We start from the raw sequence: 19,797 nt of genomic DNA, 5'->3' as shown, positions 1-19,797 counted from the left end.
GCCAGATGCGATGTCGCCCGTAGGCCGGATAAGATGCGTCAGCATCGCATCCGGCATTGCGGACAGGGTAACAAATGTGCCATTCATGTCAGATGCGGCGTGAACGCCTTATCTGACCTACGTTCGGCACCACCAGGCTTTACTTAACCCCATCCGCGCTCATACGATCGCGAATATGCTGGGCGCGTTCGGCGGATGCCGGATGGTCGTCAAACATTGAGCTTTGGCGGCCTTCTTCCAGTTTCGCCAGTTTTTCAAAGCTGGTGGCAAGACCAGCCGGGCTGATGCCGCGTTGGCGCAGAAGATCGTAAGAATAATCATCGGCTTCTGCTTCCTGGCGCTGGGAGAATTGCGAATTGACTAATTTCTCGCCCAGATCACCAAGTTGCGATTGCGATAAACTGCCGACAATCCCGCCCGCAGAGGCTGCCGCGACTCTCACGGCGTTGGTACCTAATGCAACTTGCATCCCTTTCTTCACATGGCCTAACGCGACGTGCCCCATTTCGTGACCGATCACCGCTTCGACTTCGTTATCCGTCATCATATCCATCAGCCCGCTATAGACGCGGATACAGCCGTTTGCCATCGCAAAAGCATTCACATCCTTCGCCATATACACTTTGTAATTCACCGGCTGACCGTTGATATTGTTGCCTAGCGCATTGGCAATAGTTGTCAGACGTTTAGCGTATTCGCTATTGGCTGGCGCAATCGTCGCCTTGCTGTCCATCTCCTGACATGCCTGATCGCTCAGGGCTTTCACCTGCGCATCACTCAAACTGTAAGCCTGAAAAGCTTCCGCTCCTGATGAGAGCAGTCCGTTGGAGTCCATATTCTGGCAACCGGTCAGTACCGTTGCCACGCTCATTGCTACCAATAAGGCGCGAATTTTCATGTTTTCTCTTCCGCACAAGGTCAGGATTATTCTAAAAATGCGCCGTTTGCAGGTGAATCGACGCTCAGTCTCAGTATAAGGAAAAGCGCAGCGGACGGGCGAGCGTTTGCGCAACATGCGAGCATGATCCAGAGATTTCTGAAGCGGCAAAAGGATGTTCCATGTACATGACGCGCGGCTTGCGGTAAATTGTTGGCAAATTTTCCGGCGTAGCCCAAAACGCGCTGTCGTCAAGTCGTTAAGGGCGTGCCCTTCATCATCCGATCTGGAGTCAAAATGTCCTCACGTAAAGAGCTTGCCAATGCTATTCGTGCGCTGAGCATGGACGCAGTACAGAAAGCCAAATCCGGTCACCCGGGTGCCCCTATGGGTATGGCTGACATTGCCGAAGTCCTGTGGCGTGATTTCCTGAAACACAACCCGCAGAATCCGTCCTGGGCTGACCGTGACCGCTTCGTGCTGTCCAACGGCCACGGCTCCATGCTGATCTACAGCTTGCTGCACCTCACCGGTTACGATCTGCCGATGGAAGAACTGAAAAACTTCCGTCAACTGCATTCCAAAACTCCGGGCCACCCGGAAGTGGGTTACACCGCTGGTGTGGAAACCACTACAGGTCCGCTGGGTCAGGGTATTGCCAATGCAGTCGGTATGGCGATTGCAGAAAAAACGCTGGCGGCACAGTTTAACCGTCCGGGCCACGACATCGTCGACCACTACACCTACGCCTTCATGGGCGACGGCTGCATGATGGAAGGCATCTCCCATGAAGTTTGCTCTCTGGCGGGTACGCTGAAGCTGGGTAAACTGATTGCGTTCTACGATGACAACGGTATCTCTATCGATGGTCACGTTGAAGGCTGGTTTACTGACGACACCGCAATGCGTTTCGAAGCTTACGGCTGGCACGTTATTCGCGGCATCGACGGTCATGACGCGGCATCCATCAAACGCGCAGTAGAAGAAGCGCGCGCAGTGACTGACAAACCGTCCCTGCTGATGTGCAAAACCATCATCGGTTTCGGTTCACCGAACAAAGCCGGTACGCACGACTCCCACGGTGCGCCGCTGGGCGACGCTGAAATTGCCCTGACCCGCGAACAGCTGGGCTGGAAATATGCACCGTTCGAAATCCCGTCTGAAATCTATGCTCAGTGGGATGCGAAAGAAGCAGGCCAGGCGAAAGAATCCGCATGGAACGAGAAATTCGCTGCTTACGCCAAAGCTTATCCGCAGGAAGCCGCTGAATTTACCCGCCGTATGAAAGGCGAAATGCCGTCTGACTTCGATGCCAAAGCGAAAGAATTCATCGCTAAACTGCAGGCTAATCCGGCGAAAATCGCCAGCCGTAAAGCGTCTCAGAATGCGATTGAAGCGTTCGGCCCGCTGTTGCCGGAATTCCTCGGCGGCTCTGCTGACTTGGCACCGTCTAACCTGACCCTGTGGTCTGGTTCTAAAGCAATCAACGAAGATGCTGCGGGTAACTACATCCACTATGGTGTTCGCGAGTTCGGTATGACCGCGATTGCTAACGGTATCTCCCTGCACGGTGGCTTCCTGCCGTACACCTCCACCTTCCTGATGTTCGTGGAATACGCACGTAACGCCGTACGTATGGCTGCGCTGATGAAACAGCGTCAGGTGATGGTTTACACCCACGACTCCATCGGTCTGGGCGAAGATGGCCCGACTCACCAGCCGGTAGAGCAGGTCGCTTCTCTGCGCGTGACCCCGAACATGTCCACATGGCGTCCGTGTGACCAGGTTGAATCCGCGGTCGCGTGGAAATACGGCGTTGAGCGTCAGGACGGCCCGACTGCGCTTATCCTCTCCCGTCAGAACCTGGCGCAGCAGGAACGTACTGAAGAGCAGCTGGCAAACATCGCGCGCGGTGGTTATGTGCTGAAAGACTGTGCCGGTCAGCCGGAACTGATCTTCATCGCTACCGGTTCTGAAGTTGAACTGGCGGTTGCTGCCTACGAAAAACTGACTGCTGAAGGCGTGAAAGCGCGCGTGGTTTCCATGCCGTCTACCGACGCATTCGACAAGCAGGATGCGGCTTACCGTGAGTCTGTACTGCCGAAAGCGGTTACTGCACGCGTTGCGGTGGAAGCTGGCATTGCTGACTACTGGTACAAGTATGTTGGCCTGAACGGTGCTATCGTCGGCATGACCACCTTCGGTGAATCTGCTCCGGCAGAGCAGTTGTTCGAAGAGTTCGGCTTCACCGTTGACAACGTTGTTGCGAAAGCAAAAGCGTTGCTGTAATCGGTAAGATGCTTTGTGAGAAGGGCCGCGAAAGCGGCCCTTCAGATTATTGGCAAAGTGCGCGTTGTTCATATCGGATGCGGCGTGAACGCCTTACCCGACCTACAAGATCGTGCAAATTCAATATATTGCAGGAAGTATGTAGGCCTGATAAGCGTAGCGCATCAGGCAGTTTTGCCTTTGCCATCAGTCTCAAGGGCCGCGAAAGCGGCCCTTTTTTTACTTAGTAGAGATAAACGGAACTGTACTGCCGGGGATCATGGTATCGGGTAGCTTACCGTCCCAACGCTCAGCAGTGGTGAGGGCAACAAGTCCGGGATTATCCCGCAGAGCTTCACCGCGCAGGCGGATCGCTTCTGCTTCAGCCGCACTTTTTAAACGAATAGTTTCAGCCTCTGCCGCGCCTCTTACGCGAATAGTCTCAGCTTCTGCTTTGGCTGCCGCCAGTTTACTGTCTGCTTCTGCCTGGGCCTGAGTTACCGCTATTTGCGCCTGGATTTTCTCTGTTTCCAGATTTTGCTTACGTGTGGCAATGGCGACTTCTGCTTTCATTCGATCTTCAATCGATTTTTCATAAGCGTCAGAAAAATCAATATTTTCAATCTGGACACCATCAATCACCACCGGGCCAACAACGGCTTTACGCATTGCATTTTGCAGATCCTGAACCAGTTTTGTACGATCCTGTACCGCGCTGATGGCGGTATATTGGCCGAAAACGTTCTCCAGTTGAGTTGGCAACTGACGGACAATCAGACGATCTTTTAATGCTTCAATGGTGTTGTAGGTGGTATAAACCGCGCCTGCTTCTGAAGGTTTAATGTGGAAGCTGACTGATACTGTCATTTGTGCCGGTTGCTGGTCGCGGCTGTAGGCCTGTAATCCCTGATAAACCACAGCCTGATTACGCGTGGAAATTTTCTCTACGCTTTCCATAAAAGGGATCTTAAAACCCAGACCCGGCTCGGCAACTTTTACGATTTTTCCGTAGCGCAGCAAAATGCCGCGTTCACCTTCATTAACGGTGTAATACGAGAGAAATGGCAGCACAACCACGGTAAGCACGCCAATGGCGATAGCAATAGATTTTTGTGGGCGAAATGAGGTTATTGAAACAGGTGCTTTCATGAGAATCTTCCTTGAGTAAAGTGTGGGAATATGTCACATGAGGTGAGGAGAAAACAGCCAACAGGTGAGAATTCAGAATCTATAAAGGGGGAGAGCGAAAAACATCGGCTAAAAAAGTATGTTTTCGAACATTCAATAGATAAATAGAGATATGCATCACAAATACATAGGCGGATAAAACATTGGTTTTGTGATAAACATAACAAACACAAACTTGACTTTATAAGTATAAATTTCATGTTGTTGTTATTTAACATTTTATTATTTTGGTTCATGTTTTTTTCTTCTCGCGTGCCCAATTGCTTTCATTAAATCGCACGAGTATTTTATTTTTACCGCCGGACGGTACCCTAAAAATAAAATAAGGATAATTTATGCGGCTTATTGATTATTTTCCAGAATCATCAATCTCAGTTATACATTCAGCAAAAGATTGGCAGGAAGCTATCAATTTCTCGATGGCATCATTGCTGGATAAAAACTATATCAGCGAGAATTACATTCAGGCTATTAAAGATTCAACACTCAACAATGGTCCTTATTACATTCTGGCACCTGGGGTGGCAATGCCTCATGCGCGACCGGAATGTGGGGCGCTTAAAACCGGGATGTCTTTGACGTTACTTAAACAAGACGTTTATTTTCCGGGGAATGACGAACCGATTAAATTACTTATCGGTCTTTCTGCTGCTGATGCCGATTCGCACATTGGCGCTATTCAGGCGTTAAGTGAATTGCTGTGCGAAGAAGAAATACTTGAACAACTCTTAACTGCAACATCAGAAAAACAATTAGCGGACATTATCAGCCGCGAATAATGACTCTCTCCTCTACAGGATAATATTATGGAAAACAAGTCTGCTCGTGCAAAGGTCCAGGCTTTTGGGGGCTTTTTGACGGCAATGGTCATCCCCAATATTGGTGCTTTTATTGCCTGGGGTTTTATTACTGCATTATTTATTCCTACTGGTTGGTTGCCTAACGAACATTTCGCCAAAATTGTCGGCCCGATGATTACCTATTTATTGCCCGTAATGATTGGTTCTACCGGTGGCCATTTAGTCGGCGGTAAACGCGGCGCAGTCATGGGCGGAATAGGGACAATTGGTGTAATCGTCGGCGCAGAAATCCCGATGTTCCTTGGTTCAATGATCATGGGACCGTTAGGTGGGCTGGTCATAAAATATGTTGATAAGGCACTGGAAAAACGCATACCTGCTGGTTTTGAGATGGTTATCAATAACTTCTCATTAGGTATCACCGGGATGCTCCTTTGTCTGCTGGGTTTTGAAGTTATTGGCCCGGCGGTGTTAATTGCCAATACTTTCGTCAAAGAGTGTATTGAGGCGCTGGTACATGCGGGCTATCTGCCTTTGCTGTCAGTCATCAATGAACCGGCGAAAGTGCTTTTCCTCAATAACGCGATAGATCAGGGCGTCTATTACCCGTTGGGGATGCAACAGGCTTCAGTTAACGGTAAATCCATCTTCTTTATGGTGGCGTCCAACCCTGGGCCTGGCTTAGGACTGCTGCTGGCGTTTACTTTGTTTGGTAAAGGGATGAGTAAACGTTCTGCGCCCGGGGCGATGATTATTCACTTCCTCGGTGGGATCCACGAACTGTATTTCCCGTATGTGCTGATGAAGCCGCTGACCATTATTGCCATGATTGCCGGCGGTATGTCTGGCACCTGGATGTTTAACTTACTGGACGGTGGTCTGGTGGCTGGCCCAAGTCCAGGCTCTATCTTTGCGTACCTGGCACTGACGCCGAAAGGCTCATTCCTGGCGACAATTGCCGGTGTTACGGTAGGTACCCTGGTGTCCTTTGCTGTCACTTCCGTAATACTGAAGATGGAAAAAACGGTGGAAACGGAGAGCGAAGATGAGTTTGCGCAGTCCGCCAATGCGGTTAAGGCGATGAAACAAGAAGGTGCATTCTCGTTAAGCCGGGTTAAGCGTATCGCCTTTGTTTGCGATGCGGGAATGGGCTCTAGCGCGATGGGCGCAACCACCTTCCGTAAGCGCCTGGAAAAAGCGGGGCTGGCAATAGAAGTAAAACATTACGCGATAGAAAACGTGCCTGCAGATGTGGATATCGTCGTTACTCACGCTAGTCTGGAAGGGCGCGTGAAACGCGTGACGGATAAACCGCTGATATTGATTAATAACTATATTGGCGATCCCAAACTCGACACTTTATTTAATCAATTAACCGCTGAACATAAAAACTGATTGCCGAGGTAAAAATGAAAACCAAAGTTGCTGCTATTTATGGCAAGCGGGATGTCCGTCTGCGCGAATTTGAACTGCCCGAAATTACCGATAATGAACTGCTGGTGAGTGTAATTTCTGACAGTGTGTGTTTATCGACCTGGAAAGCGGCGTTACTCGGTAGCGAACATAAACGGGTGCCCGACGATTTAGAAAATCATCCGGTCATTACCGGGCATGAATGTGCCGGGATTATTGTTGAAGTGGGGAAAAATCTTACCGACAAATATAAAAAAGGCCAACGTTTTGTATTGCAACCGGCGATGGGGCTACCAAGCGGGTATTCTGCGGGATACAGCTACGAATATTTTGGCGGTAATGCTACCTATATGATTATTCCGGAGATCGCCATTAACCTGGGCTGCGTATTACCCTATCACGGATCTTATTTTGCTGCGGCGTCTCTGGCAGAGCCGATGTGCTGCATTATTGGCGCTTATCATGCCAATTATCACACCACGCAATATGTTTATGAGCATCGCATGGGCGTGAAACCTGGTGGCAATATTGCGCTGCTGGCGTGTGCGGGCCCGATGGGGATAGGCGCTATCGATTACGCTATTCACGGCGGCATACAACCGTCGCGGGTAGTGGTGGTCGATATCGACGACAAACGCCTGGCACAGGTGCAGAAGCTGCTGCCGGTGGAGCTGGCGGCCAGCAAAGGCATTGAGCTGATATATGTGAATACCAAAGGAATGGCCGATCCGGTACAGAAGCTGCGGGCGCTGACAGGAGATGCTGGGTTCGATGACATTTTTGTTTATGCGGCGGTGCCTGCTGTCGTTGAGATGGCTGACGAATTACTGGCGGAAGATGGCTGCCTGAACTTCTTTGCCGGGCCGACGGATAAAAACTTCAAAGTGCCGTTTAATTTCTACAACGTCCATTACAACAGCACGCACGTCGTCGGTACATCGGGTGGTTCAACGGACGATATGAAAGAGGCGATTGCCCTGAGCGCCACGGGGCAGTTGCAACCGTCGTTTATGGTGACGCATATCGGTGGCCTGGATGCAGTGCCAGAAACCGTTCTCAATTTACCGGATATCCCCGGTGGTAAAAAACTCATTTACAACGGCGTTACCATGCCGCTCACTGCCATTGCCGATTTTGCCGAAAAAGGCAAAACAGATCCGCTGTTTAAAGAGCTTGCGCGGCTGGTTGAGGAAACGCACGGCATCTGGAATGAACAGGCCGAGAAATATCTGCTGGCGCAATTTGGCGTTGATATCGGGGAGGCCGCGCAATGATGTCCCTGGCGTGGCCATTATTTCGCGTTACGGAGCAGGCAGCGTTGGCTGCCTGGCCGCAAACCGGATGTGGCAACAAAAATAAAATTGATGGCCTGGCGGTCACCGCGATGCGCCAGGCATTAAACGATGTCGCTTTTCGTGGGCGAGTGGTTATCGGCGAGGGAGAAATTGACCATGCGCCGATGCTGTGGATTGGCGAAGAGGTGGGCAAAGGCGGTGGGCCAGAAGTCGATATCGCGGTTGACCCGATTGAAGGCACGCGGATGGTGGCGATGGGGCAAAGCAATGCGCTGGCAGTCATGGCCTTCGCCCCACGAGGCAGCCTGTTACACGCGCCCGATATGTATATGAAAAAGCTGATCGTTAATCGGCTTGCGGCGGGCGCGATTGATCTGGCGTTACCCCTGGCGGACAACTTGCGCAATGTGGCGAAAGCGTTAGGCAAACCGCTGGACCAGCTACGTATGGTTACGCTGGATAAACCGCGCCTGAGAGCCGCAATTGAGGAAGCAACACAGCTGGGCGTGAAGGTTTTTGCCCTGCCGGATGGCGATGTAGCCGCCAGCGTGCTGACCTGCTGGCAGGATAATCCTTACGATGTGATGTACACCATCGGCGGTGCGCCAGAAGGCGTGATTTCTGCCTGTGCCGTTAAAGCATTAGGCGGGGATATGCAGGCCGAGCTGATTGACTTTTGTCAGGCTAAAGGGGATTACACGGAAAATCGGCAGATTGCAGAGCAGGAGCGCAAGCGTTGCAAGGAAATGGGGGGTGAAGTGAACCGTGTGTACTCGCTCGATGAACTGGTGAAGGGGAACGATATCCTCTTTAGCGCTACGGGCGTGACGGGCGGCGAGTTGGTGAATGGTATCCAACAGACGGCGAATGGGGTGCGGACGCAGACATTACTGATCGGCGGCGCGGACCAAACGTGTAATATAATAGACTCCCTGCATTGATGGTGATCTATCGGAAGACGAATGGCGACGCTGACAGAAGATGATGTGCTTGAGCAACTGGATGCACAGGACAATTTATTTTCATTTATGAAAACTGCGCATTCTATTTTGCTCCAGGGGATACGCCAGTTTCTGCCGTCGCTGTTTGTCGATAATGATGAAGAGATCGTGGAATATGCAGTGAAGCCGTTACTCGCTCAAAGCGGCCCGCTTGACGATATTGATGTTGCGCTACGTTTGATTTTTGCGCTGGGGAAAATGGACAAATGGCTGTATGCCGATATCACGCACTTTTCCCAGTTCTGGCATTACCTGAATGAACAGGATGAAACGCCCGGATTTGCCGATGACATTACCTGGGATTTTATCAGCAACGTCAATAGCATAACCCGTAATGCGACGCTCTATGACGCGTTAAAAGCGATGAAGTTCGCTGATTTCGCCGTCTGGTCAGAGGTGCGTTTTAGTGGGATGGTCAAAACGGCGCTGACGCTGGCAGTAACGACCACCTTAAAGGAATTAACGCCGTGAAAATCGAACTGACGGTGAATGGATTGAAGGTACAGGCGCAGTACCCGAACGAAGAGATTGAAAATGTGCATACACCGTTGCTGCGTATGCTGGCAGCCTTACAGACGGTAAATCCGCAGCGGCGTACCGTGGTTTTTCTTTGCGCTCCGCCGGGGACGGGTAAATCTACCCTAACCACTTTCTGGGAATATCTCGCGCAACAAGACCCGGAACTACCCGCTATTCAGACGCTGCCGATGGATGGTTTTCACCATTACAATAGCTGGCTGGATGCGCATCAATTGCGCCCCTTTAAAGGCGCACCAGAGACATTCGATGTGGCAAAACTGGCGGAAAATCTGCGCCAGGTAATGGAAGGGGATTGTACGTGGCCGCAGTACGATCGACAAAAGCATGATCCTGTTGAAGATGCGTTGCACGTTACCGCACCACTCGTCATCGTCGAAGGAAACTGGTTGTTGCTGGATGACGAGAAGTGGCGCCAGCTTGCGCAATTTTGTGATTTCTCGATCTTTATCAACGCGCCAGCTACTGCGTTGCGGGAACGACTGGTGGGGCGCAAGCTGGCGGGAGGGTTATCGCTGGCAGACGCAGAAGCCTTTTATGACCGTACCGATGGGCCGAATGTTCGCCGGGTGCTGGAAGAGAGTCTGCCTGCAAATTTGACCTTAATGATGACCGCTACGGGTGAATATCGTCTGGTGGATTAACGTTCCTGATTACACCATCTTCCAGTCGCACCACACGAGAGAAATGACGCCGGGTAAATGCGGCGTCATGACTGATTGCTACGACGCTCGTGCCTCGCTGGCGGCACTTTTCCAGCCAGCTTTCAAACACGCTCATCCAATTTTCGTCAAAATCCCGACTCGGCTCGTCCAGCAGCAATAGCGGCGGAGAGAGTGCTTCCAGGCAGGCGACGGCGACCATCCGTCGCTGCGCACTATGCAGATCTAACGGATGCGCGCTGGCAGTGTCTGCTAACTGACAGCATTGCAGGGCAGCATTGGTACGTTGAGTGATTTCATCCGCCAGGCATTTTTGCAGTTTCAAACCAAATGCGATCTCGTCAGCGACGGTGCTGTGAAAAAGCTGGTTTTCCGCTTCCTGAAACAGTACGCCAATCTTTGCTGCACGTTGGCGGTTTTTCAGGTTTTTCATCGCCTGTTGTTGCAGTATAACCGTACCGGTTGTGGGCGTAAGAAGACCTGCCATTACTCGTAACAGCGTCGATTTTCCCGCGCCATTGTCGCCGGTCAGCGCCAACCATTCACCTTGTTTGAGTTGCAGAGAAATGTCGCAAAGACAATCCGTTGCCGCGCCAGGCCAGCGATAAGATATCTGGTTTAACGTTAACATAGTGGCTGGAGCGCTCCGTTTTGCAATTGCCACGCTTGCTGGCAGTAGTTCAGGAAAGGTGTGCGATGACGTTCAAAAAGAATAATCAGCGAACCACGTTCAAACGCCCAGTGTTGTAAGCGCTGCAACAGCATTTCGCTGGCCTGCGGCGTCAGGCGACTAAAGGCTTCATCAAGAATTAATAGTTTTGGCTGCATCGCGATGGCGCAGGCGATGACCACGCGCTGTGTCTCTCCACCGGAGAGTGTTGCCGGGTGACGATGGCGCAACGGCTGGCACTCGGTCAGAGTCAGGGCGGCATCAATCCGCGCCATAATCTCCTCTTCAGCAAGACACAGATTTTCTGGCCCAAAGGCAACTTCTTCTTCCACGCTAAAGGTACAGCCGGAGAGCTGCAAATAGGGCGATTGCTGAACGAGCTGGATGGTGGCGGATTGTTCATTAAGCGGGAGATACCCAATGGGCGTACCGAGAAGCGTCCCCGTGCCGGTTATCTCTCCTGGCAGAAAGTCCGGATACCAGCCCGCCATCAGTTGCGCCAGCGTACTTTTGCCACTGCCGTTGTCACCAAAGATGGCGACTATCCCCGGTTTGACATAGTGAAAGTCATAACAGAACGGAGGGTGCGTTGAGTGTGTCGGGCAATAGCGAAACTGTTCTAACGTAACCATATCCACGCTCCGAATTCTGCCAGCATCAGCAAGATCATGGCGTAACGTGCCACTTTTTCCAGGTTACTGTCAGGCGGTGCCCATAACGTAGTGCGCCGGTTGTGGATCCGAAATGCCCGCATATCCAGCGCCGCACCACGGATAGCCAGATCGTTTAGCGCATTGTGTGTTAGCGGAATAATTAGCGCGGGTATAGCACGTAAACGCTGATACCAGCCCTCATCCAGCGGCACCCCACGGGCGCGCTGCGCTTCATGAATAATCGCTAATTGCCGTTTTAACTGCTCAACGACCAACAAAGGCCCAGCGAACAGATAAGCGACGCCCGGCGGCAGGCGAGAAGCAAACAAAGCGCGGATAAAACGTTGCACTGGGACGAATTGCATCCACAACTGCGAGGTTGAAACAATCGCCAGAATCCGCAACCAGAGCGTAATAGCATGCGTCCACCGTTCTGGCGAGCGTGGCGTGCCGCTTAGCCATTCTGTCAGCCAGCCACCGTGTACCAGCCACAGTCCAGCCCCCAGCGAGAACATCAGCCAGACAACATATTTTACCCGCCGCCGCGTGGCCTTTAGCGCAATAAGGCAGAAAAAGGTCGCCGCGCTATAGAATGGCAGTATTGTCTGTGTGGGCAGGATAAGCGTGGTGCAGGCCGCCAGCGCCCACAGCGTTAGGGATGTAAACGGATGCATTTAGCGCACGGCAGCCATTGCCGGAAAATGGCGCGTGGTGCGAATCGGCAGCTGACGCAGTAAAAGCCAGACAATCACCGCTGTAAGAATTTTATCGACCAGGTTTGCGCCTATCACCGTAATCGCCACCGACTCCACCAGGTTTTGCCCCATAGAGTGCATCCAGGCAACGAACAAATCGGCTCCGCTACCGGTGACACCGCCGAACAGCGCAGTACGCAGCGGTACAGCGACGACCGTTACTGCAAGCGTAATAATCACGCCGCTGACAACGACTTTTGGCAGGGTGCGAAACCAACCCGCTCGCGCCAGCCAACCGGCGACCAGGCCAATAACCATCGCCACGGGGGCAAAGGCGGCGGCGATCGGGTCGGTGAGCAATCCCCAGAGTAAATTGGTCAGTAAGCCGGTCAGCATCCCGATCACCGGACCAAGCAGTACCGCGCTAATAAGTGTGCCGATGGAGTCGAGAAATATAGGTAATTTGACCATGCTGGCCAGTTGCCCGCCAATCATATTGATGGCGATAGAGATAACAATCAACACCAGTGCTTGACTGGAAAAGTGGCGACGCGCCATAAGAAAACCTCTCTGAAAGTAGTTATTTAACGGGGGAAATATGCAATTCGTCGTAACCAGAAAGCGCGCAAGGTTGGCGGCTAAACGCCAGCTCCTCAAGGCAGCCGATCACCAGTTCAAGCGTGGTCCGCACGGTACAGCCGGGCATCATATGACCGCCAAGCATCGTGCCGTGTGGATCGGAAACGCAGAGATGAAGATGTTCACCACTCTGTTCCAGTGTGCCGTTCAATGCGATGACTTCGAACTTACCGCTTAGTAGGGCCGTGTTTTCTTGCCCGGCATAGCGTAAGGCGACGTCAGTCAGACTGCCGGTACAACCTGCAATCCACGCGGCGTGGAGTTGTTGTTGCTGCGCGAAGGCGCGTAATTGGGAGAGAACTTCCTGCCCTGGGAGCAGGCGCAGCGCGTAAAAGCGTGCGGAGGAAGAATATGGGTAGGGCAATGTCATCATTGGAGTACTCCGAAACTCGGACGTATTGCGGATAATATCGACGCTGCATCAGTCATATTCTGATATAAGTCAGGGTTTGTGACGGCACAACGAAAAGATTTTGCTACGCTTATTCGTGATTCTGCAAAGTGGAATAAATTCCACAGGGGCGGGGATGAAAACGTGACGTAAGTCAGATAATTGTCTTCTTTGACTGGACAATCATTCCTTTTATTCCACGTTTCGCTTATCCTAGCTGAAGCGTTTCAGTCGATTAAATGTTCGACAATTAACCAATCAGTCGCAGTTTGCGACAGGTAAGGTTTCCCCGGACGATTTGCTGGATTACTCTGTCTGGCAAATTTGCTCAGGGAAAACCTTGCAGGAGATCTATGACCGTACGCGTAGCGATAAATGGCTTCGGTCGCATCGGGCGTAATGTGGTTCGTGCTTTGTATGAATCCGGACGCCGGGCGGAAATTACCGTGGTGGCAATCAACGAACTGGCGGATGCTGCGGGCATGGCGCATTTGTTGAAATATGACACCAGTCATGGCCGTTTTGCATGGGAAGTACGACAGGAACGCGATCAACTTTTTGTTGGTGATGACGCCATCCGCGTATTGCATGAACGTTCACTGCAATCGCTCCCATGGCGTGAACTGGGCGTCGATGTGGTTCTCGACTGCACCGGCGTATATGGCTCCCGCGAGCATGGCGAAGCACATATTGCCGCCGGGGCCAAAAAAGTGCTCTTTTCACATCCTGGCAGTAACGATCTCGATGCGACCGTTGTTTACGGCGTCAATCAGGATCAACTTCGTGCGGAACACCGCATCGTTTCTAACGCTTCCTGTACCACGAATTGCATAATTCCCGTCATCAAATTGTTAGATGATGCGTACGGTATTGAGTCCGGCACTGTGACCACAATTCACTCCGCCATGCACGATCAACAGGTTATTGATGCATACCATCCTGACCTGCGTCGCACCCGGGCAGCCAGCCAGTCGATCATTCCGGTCGATACTAAACTGGCCGCCGGTATCACACGATTTTTTCCGCAATTTAACGATCGCTTTGAAGCGATTGCGGTACGTGTGCCAACCATAAATGTGACGGCAATCGATTTAAGCGTGACGGTGAAGAAACCTGTAAAAGCCAATGAAGTCAACCTGTTGCTGCAAAAAGCAGCACAAGGTGCATTTCATGGTATAGTTGACTATACGGAATTGCCGTTGGTCTCTGTAGATTTTAACCACGATCCGCACAGTGCCATTGTCGATGGCACCCAAACCCGGGTCAGTGGCGCACACCTGATCAAAACGTTGGTCTGGTGCGATAACGAATGGGGCTTTGCTAACCGAATGCTCGACACGACGTTAGCTATGGCTACTGTTGCTTTCAGGTAAGACGCAAGCAGCGTCTGCAAAACTTTTAGAATCAACGAGAGGATTCACCATGTCTGTAATTAAGATGACCGATCTGGATCTTGCTGGGAAACGTGTATTTATCCGTGCGGATCTGAACGTACCAGTAAAAGACGGGAAAGTAACCAGCGACGCGCGTATCCGTGCTTCTCTGCCGACCATCGAACTGGCCCTGAAACAAGGCGCGAAAGTGATGGTAACTTCCCACCTGGGTCGTCCTACCGAAGGCGAGTACAACGAAGAATTCTCTCTGCTGCCGGTTGTTAACTACCTGAAAGACAAACTGTCTAACCCGGTTCGTCTGGTTAAAGATTACCTCGACGGCGTTGACGTTGCTGAAGGTGAACTGGTTGTTCTGGAAAACGTTCGCTTCAACAAAGGCGAGAAGAAAGACGACGAAACTCTGTCCAAAAAATATGCTGCACTGTGTGACGTGTTCGTAATGGACGCATTCGGTACTGCTCACCGCGCGCAGGCTTCTACTCACGGTATCGGTAAATTCGCTGATGTTGCGTGCGCAGGCCCGCTGCTGGCAGCTGAACTGGACGCGCTGGGTAAAGCACTGAAAGAACCTGCTCGCCCGATGGTGGCTATCGTTGGTGGTTCTAAAGTATCTACCAAACTGACCGTTCTGGACTCCCTGTCCAAAATCGCTGACCAGCTGATCGTGGGTGGTGGTATCGCTAACACCTTTATCGCGGCACAAGGCCACGATGTGGGTAAATCCCTGTACGAAGCTGACCTGGTTGACGAAGCAAAACGTCTGCTGACCACCTGCAACATTCCGGTTCCGTCTGACGTTCGCGTAGCAACTGAGTTCTCTGAAACTGCACCGGCTACCCTGAAATCTGTTAACGATGTGAAAGCTGACGAGCAGATCCTGGATATCGGCGATGCTTCTGCGCAGGAACTGGCTGAAATCCTGAAGAATGCGAAAACCATTCTGTGGAACGGTCCGGTTGGTGTGTTCGAATTCCCGAACTTCCGTAAAGGTACTGAAATCGTGGCTAACGCTATCGCAGACAGCGAAGCGTTCTCCATCGCTGGCGGCGGCGACACTCTGGCAGCAATCGACCTGTTCGGCATTGCTGACAAAATCTCCTACATCTCCACTGGCGGCGGCGCATTCCTCGAATTCGTGGAAGGTAAAGTACTGCCTGCAGTAGCGATGCTCGAAGAGCGCGCTAAGAAGTAAAAAATCACAGGGCAGGGAAACCTGCCCTTGTTGCAGCGCGCTTTTAGAGCACGCATTTTTTCATACTCTAAATAATTCGAGTTGCAGGAAGGCGACAAGAGAGTGAATCCCCAGGAGCTTACATAAGTAAGTGACTGGGGTGAGCGAACGCAGACGCAGCACATGCAACTTGAAGTATGACGAGTATAAGGCCCGACGATACAGGACAAGAGACATGTCTAAGATTTTTGATTTCGTAAAACCTGGCGTAATCACTGGTGATGACGTACAGAAAGTTTTCCAGGTAGCAAAAGAAAACAACTTCGCACTGCCAGCAGTAAACTGCGTCGGTACTGACTCCATCAACGCCGTACTGGAAACCGCGGCTAAAGTTAAAGCGCCGGTTATCGTTCAGTTCTCCAACGGTGGTGCTTCCTTTATCGCTGGTAAAGGCGTGAAATCTGACGTTCCGCAGGGTGCTGCTATCCTGGGTGCGATCTCTGGTGCGCATCACGTTCACCAGATGGCTGAACACTATGGTGTTCCAGTGATCCTGCACACCGACCACTGCGCGAAAAAACTGCTGCCGTGGATCGACGGTCTGCTGGACGCGGGTGAAAAACACTTCGCAGCTACCGGTAAGCCGCTGTTCTCTTCTCACATGATCGACCTGTCTGAAGAATCTCTGCAAGAGAACATCGAAATCTGCTCTAAATACCTGGAGCGTATGTCCAAAATCGGCATGACTCTGGAAATCGAACTGGGTTGCACCGGTGGTGAAGAAGACGGCGTGGACAACAGCCACATGGACGCTTCTGCACTGTACACCCAGCCGGAAGACGTTGATTACGCATACACCGAGCTGAGCAAAATCAGCCCGCGCTTCACCATCGCAGCGTCCTTCGGCAACGTACACGGCGTATACAAGCCGGGTAACGTTGTTCTGACTCCGACCATCCTGCGTGACTCTCAGGAATATGTTTCCAAGAAACACAACCTGCCGCACAACAGCCTGAACTTCGTATTCCACGGCGGTTCCGGTTCTACTGCTCAGGAAATCAAAGACTCCGTAAGCTACGGCGTAGTGAAAATGAACATCGATACCGATACCCAATGGGCAACCTGGGAAGGTGTTCTGAACTACTACAAAGCGAACGAAGCTTATCTGCAGGGTCAGTTGGGCAACCCGAAAGGCGAAGATCAGCCGAACAAGAAATACTACGATCCGCGCGTATGGCTGCGTGCCGGTCAGACTTCGATGATCGCTCGTCTGGAAAAAGCATTCCAGGAACTGAACGCGATCGACGTTCTGTAAGATATTCCTTTCTGCTTATCTCAAGGCCCGCTCTGCGGGTCTTTTTTTCGCCAAAAGAAAAAATGCCTGATGCGCTACGCTTATCAGGCCTACACGTATCCTGCAATATATTGAATTTAAAGGCTTTTGTAGGTCTGGTAAGGCGTTAAAGCCGCATCCAGTATGACAAATCGCACATTGCTATCTGTCTGAGGCCCGCTCTGCGGATCTTTTTTCACCAAAAGCAAGGTGATGCAGATGAGAAATCTGTGATCTATTTGGCAAAATTATGCTTTATTGTTTACCCTTGTCAGACTGCCCGTCATAAGGCGGCGGAGTGTATTTCTCCATTTTGAGTCAGTTGAAAAGGAATATTGAATGGAAGATTTGAATGTTGTCGATAGCATAAACGGCGCGGGGAGCTGGCTGGTGGCTAACCAGGCGCTACTGCTAAGTTATGCAGTAAACATCGTGGCGGCACTCGCGATCATCATCGTTGGTTTGATTATCGCGCGGATGATTTCCAACGCGGTGAATCGCCTGATGATCTCCCGTAAAATCGATGCCACCGTTGCTGATTTTCTTTCTGCATTAGTCCGTTACGGAATTATCGCCTTTACGCTAATCGCTGCACTGGGGCGCGTGGGCGTACAAACCGCGTCAGTCATTGCTGTACTCGGTGCCGCAGGCTTAGCTGTTGGTCTGGCTTTGCAGGGGTCACTGTCTAACCTGGCCGCTGGCGTGTTACTGGTCATGTTCCGCCCGTTCCGTGCCGGAGAATATGTTGACCTCGGCGGCGTAGCCGGTACTGTGCTGAGCGTGCAGATTTTCTCCACCACCATGCGTACTGCAGACGGTAAAATTATCGTTATTCCGAACGGTAAAATTATTGCCGGGAATATTATTAACTTCTCCCGCGAGCCAGTTCGCCGTAACGAATTTATTATTGGCGTGGCGTATGATTCCGATATCGATCAGGTTAAGCAGATCCTGACCAATATTATCCAGTCTGAAGACCGCATTTTGAAAGATCGCGAAATGACTGTGCGTCTGAACGAACTTGGCGCATCGTCGATTAATTTCGTGGTCCGCGTCTGGAGCAAAAGCGGCGATCTGCAAAACGTGTACTGGGATGTGCTGGAGCGTATTAAACGTGAATTTGATGCCGCCGGTATCAGCTTCCCGTACCCGCAAATGGATGTGAACTTTAAGCGGGTGAAAGAAGACAAAGCTGCATAATCAACGCTGAGGCCAGATAATACTCTCTGGCCTCTCTCTTATTAGTTTTTCTGATTGCCAATTAATATTATCAATTTCCGCTAATAACAATCCCGCGATATAGTCTCTGCATCAGATACTTAATTCGGAATATCCAACGTGTTTTCTTATTACTTTCAAGGTCTTGCACTTGGGGCGGCTATGATCCTACCGCTCGGTCCACAAAATGCTTTTGTGATGAATCAGGGCATACGTCGTCAGTACCACATTATGATTGCCTTACTTTGTGCTATCAGCGATTTGGTCCTGATTTGCGCCGGGATTTTTGGTGGCAGTGCGTTATTGATGCAGTCGCCGTGGTTGCTTGCGCTGGTCACCTGGGGCGGCGTAGCCTTCTTGCTGTGGTATGGTTTTGGCGCTTTTAAAACAGCAATGAGCAGTAATATTGAGTTAGCCAGTGCCGAAGTCATGAAGCAAGGCAGATGGAAAATTATCGCCACCATGTTGGCAGTGACCTGGCTGAATCCGCATGTTTACCTGGATACTTTTGTTGTACTGGGCAGCCTTGGTGGGCAGCTTGACGTCGAACCAAAACGTTGGTTTGCGCTCGGGACAATTAGCGCCTCTTTCCTGTGGTTCTTTGGTCTGGCTCTTCTCGCAGCCTGGCTGGCACCGCGCCTGCGCACGGCAAAATCACAGCGCATTATCAATCTGGTAGTGGGATGTGTTATGTGGTTTATTGCCTTGCAGCTGGCGAGAGACGGTATTGCTCATGCACAAGCCTTGTTCAGTTAGGCGCTATCTGATGGAAAAATAAAACAGAGGCGCTAAGCTTGCCTCCAGAGGTCCTGAATTTTGGGCAAGTCAATTAACACGGAGAGACTAACGTGAAGTTCAAAGTTATCGCCCTGGCGGCATTAATGGGTATTAGCGGGATGGCAGCGCAGGCTAACGAATTGCCGGATGGACCGCATATTGTCACCTCCGGTACGGCAAGCGTGGATGCGGTGCCAGACATTGCCACTCTTGCGATTGAAGTCAACGTGGCCGCGAAGGATGCCGCTACTGCCAAGAAACAGGCGGATGAGCGCGTCGCACAATACATTTCCTTCCTTGAACTCAATCAGATCGCGAAAAAAGATATCAGCTCAGCGAACTTACGCACCCAGCCAGATTATGATTATCAGGATGGTAAAAGTATCCTGAAAGGCTACCGTGCTGTGAGAACGGTGGAAGTCACGCTCCGTCAGTTAGACAAACTGAATTCCTTGCTGGATGGTGCGCTGAAGGCGGGTCTTAACGAAATTCGTTCTGTATCGCTGGGTGTGGCGCAGCCGGATGCCTATAAAGACAAAGCGCGTAAGGCAGCGATTGATAACGCGATTCATCAGGCGCAGGAACTGGCGAACGGCTTTCATCGTAAACTAGGGCCGGTATATAGCGTGCGCTACCATGTTTCCAACTATCAGCCCAGCCCAATGGTGCGGATGATGAAAGCCGATGCCGCGCCGGTCTCAGCCCAGGAAACTTACGAGCAGGCTGCTATTCAGTTTGATGATCAGGTCGATGTGGTCTTCCAGTTAGAACCTGTGGATCAACAACCCGCTAAAACACCTGCCGCACAATAATAC

Annotated in this window: 20 protein-coding genes; 13 read left to right on the top strand and 7 right to left on the bottom strand. The window is 51.3% G+C overall.

What is annotated here, in order from left to right; genetic code table 11:
* Positions 1–139: 139 nt before the first annotated feature.
* Positions 140–898, bottom strand: coding sequence for a metalloprotease LoiP (gene loiP / locus BEB54_RS16860; protein ID WP_001299420.1), 759 nt, complete (start codon positions 896–898; stop codon positions 140–142).
* 276 nt (positions 899–1,174) lie between these two features.
* On the opposite strand from loiP, the gene tkt reads away from it, so the two are divergent.
* Entirely contained in the window at positions 1,175–3,166 is a 1,992-nt protein-coding gene (tkt, locus tag BEB54_RS16855; protein WP_000098633.1) for a transketolase, read from the top strand.
* Between the two features lie 219 nt (positions 3,167–3,385).
* Here the strand turns inward: tkt and BEB54_RS16850 are convergent, their stop codons facing one another.
* Positions 3,386–4,294 (bottom strand): prohibitin family protein, encoded by a 909-nt coding sequence (locus BEB54_RS16850; protein ID WP_000646925.1) that lies wholly within the window; start codon positions 4,292–4,294, stop codon positions 3,386–3,388.
* 374 nt (positions 4,295–4,668) lie between these two features.
* Here BEB54_RS16850 and cmtB point away from each other — a divergent pair, with 374 nt between their 5' ends.
* The 6 genes from cmtB to BEB54_RS16815 are packed head-to-tail and all read left to right on the top strand — an operon-like array spanning position 4,669 to position 10,023.
* A complete protein-coding gene (cmtB, locus tag BEB54_RS16840) occupies positions 4,669–5,112 on the top strand; it encodes a PTS mannitol transporter subunit IIA (protein WP_032185081.1) in 444 nt (147 codons plus the stop codon).
* A 27-nt stretch (positions 5,113–5,139) separates the two neighbouring features.
* Positions 5,140–6,528, top strand: coding sequence for a PTS mannitol transporter subunit IICB (gene cmtA, locus BEB54_RS16835; RefSeq protein WP_105276719.1), 1,389 nt, complete (start codon positions 5,140–5,142; stop codon positions 6,526–6,528).
* A 14-nt stretch (positions 6,529–6,542) separates the two neighbouring features.
* Positions 6,543–7,820: a zinc-binding dehydrogenase gene (locus BEB54_RS16830; RefSeq protein ID WP_000853198.1), complete on the top strand. Its 1,278-nt coding sequence runs from the start codon at positions 6,543–6,545 to the stop codon at positions 7,818–7,820.
* On the top strand, positions 7,817–8,782 hold the full coding sequence (gene glpX / locus BEB54_RS16825) for a class II fructose-bisphosphatase (RefSeq protein ID WP_105276718.1): 966 nt from the start codon (positions 7,817–7,819) through the stop codon (positions 8,780–8,782). The genes BEB54_RS16830 and glpX overlap by 4 nt, the downstream gene beginning before the upstream one ends.
* Positions 8,783–8,803: 21 nt before the next feature.
* The gene (fumE, locus tag BEB54_RS16820) at positions 8,804–9,313 is read left to right on the top strand and encodes a fumarase E (RefSeq protein ID WP_105271634.1); all 510 of its coding nucleotides are present in this window, start codon (positions 8,804–8,806) and stop codon (positions 9,311–9,313) included.
* Positions 9,310–10,023 carry a nucleoside/nucleotide kinase family protein gene (locus BEB54_RS16815; RefSeq protein ID WP_105276717.1) on the top strand — a complete coding sequence of 238 codons (714 nt, stop codon included), beginning with the start codon at positions 9,310–9,312 and terminating at the stop codon, positions 10,021–10,023. Before fumE ends, BEB54_RS16815 begins: the two co-directional genes overlap by 4 nt.
* Here BEB54_RS16815 and BEB54_RS16810 read toward each other — a convergent pair.
* From BEB54_RS16810 to BEB54_RS16790, 5 genes are read right to left on the bottom strand one after another with little or no spacing between them, the layout of a single operon-like run.
* Positions 9,995–10,672: an ABC transporter ATP-binding protein gene (locus BEB54_RS16810; RefSeq protein ID WP_032185077.1), complete on the bottom strand. Its 678-nt coding sequence runs from the start codon at positions 10,670–10,672 to the stop codon at positions 9,995–9,997. The two genes, BEB54_RS16815 and BEB54_RS16810, sit on opposite strands and share 29 nt — an antisense overlap.
* Entirely contained in the window at positions 10,666–11,343 is a 678-nt protein-coding gene (locus tag BEB54_RS16805; protein ID WP_032185119.1) for an ABC transporter ATP-binding protein, read from the bottom strand. The genes BEB54_RS16810 and BEB54_RS16805 overlap by 7 nt, the downstream gene beginning before the upstream one ends.
* On the bottom strand, positions 11,331–12,038 hold the full coding sequence (locus BEB54_RS16800) for an energy-coupling factor transporter transmembrane component T (RefSeq protein WP_032185076.1): 708 nt from the start codon (positions 12,036–12,038) through the stop codon (positions 11,331–11,333). Before BEB54_RS16800 ends, BEB54_RS16805 begins: the two co-directional genes overlap by 13 nt.
* Positions 12,039–12,617, bottom strand: coding sequence for an ECF transporter S component (locus BEB54_RS16795; protein ID WP_000113903.1), 579 nt, complete (start codon positions 12,615–12,617; stop codon positions 12,039–12,041).
* Positions 12,618–12,639: 22 nt separating this feature from the next.
* Positions 12,640–13,071: a PPC domain-containing DNA-binding protein gene (locus BEB54_RS16790; RefSeq protein WP_001603470.1), complete on the bottom strand. Its 432-nt coding sequence runs from the start codon at positions 13,069–13,071 to the stop codon at positions 12,640–12,642.
* A 371-nt stretch (positions 13,072–13,442) separates the two neighbouring features.
* Between BEB54_RS16790 and epd the strand changes: the two genes are divergently transcribed.
* The 6 genes from epd to BEB54_RS16750 all read left to right on the top strand — a co-directional run bounded on the left by epd (position 13,443) and on the right by BEB54_RS16750 (position 19,794).
* Positions 13,443–14,462 carry an erythrose-4-phosphate dehydrogenase gene (gene epd, locus BEB54_RS16780; protein WP_000218480.1) on the top strand — a complete coding sequence of 340 codons (1,020 nt, stop codon included), beginning with the start codon at positions 13,443–13,445 and terminating at the stop codon, positions 14,460–14,462.
* Between the two features lie 49 nt (positions 14,463–14,511).
* Positions 14,512–15,675: a phosphoglycerate kinase gene (gene pgk / locus BEB54_RS16775; protein WP_000111269.1), complete on the top strand. Its 1,164-nt coding sequence runs from the start codon at positions 14,512–14,514 to the stop codon at positions 15,673–15,675.
* Between the two features lie 214 nt (positions 15,676–15,889).
* Positions 15,890–16,969, top strand: coding sequence for a class II fructose-bisphosphate aldolase (gene fbaA / locus BEB54_RS16765; RefSeq protein ID WP_000034372.1), 1,080 nt, complete (start codon positions 15,890–15,892; stop codon positions 16,967–16,969).
* Positions 16,970–17,326: 357 nt separating this feature from the next.
* A complete protein-coding gene (gene mscS / locus BEB54_RS16760; protein WP_000389817.1) occupies positions 17,327–18,187 on the top strand; it encodes a small-conductance mechanosensitive channel MscS in 861 nt (286 codons plus the stop codon).
* A 138-nt stretch (positions 18,188–18,325) separates the two neighbouring features.
* Complete coding sequence (argO, locus tag BEB54_RS16755; RefSeq protein ID WP_000493353.1) at positions 18,326–18,961, top strand: arginine exporter ArgO; 636 nt, start codon at positions 18,326–18,328, stop codon at positions 18,959–18,961.
* A gap of 92 nt (positions 18,962–19,053) precedes the next feature.
* A complete protein-coding gene (locus BEB54_RS16750) occupies positions 19,054–19,794 on the top strand; it encodes an oxidative stress defense protein (protein ID WP_000669834.1) in 741 nt (246 codons plus the stop codon).
* Positions 19,795–19,797: the final 3 nt, after the last annotated feature.

The organism is Escherichia sp. MOD1-EC6021 (assembly GCF_002965245.1).
In the GTDB taxonomy this organism is placed as follows: domain Bacteria; phylum Pseudomonadota; class Gammaproteobacteria; order Enterobacterales; family Enterobacteriaceae; genus Escherichia; species Escherichia coli_F.
This window is presented reverse-complemented; position numbering and strand designations above follow the sequence as displayed.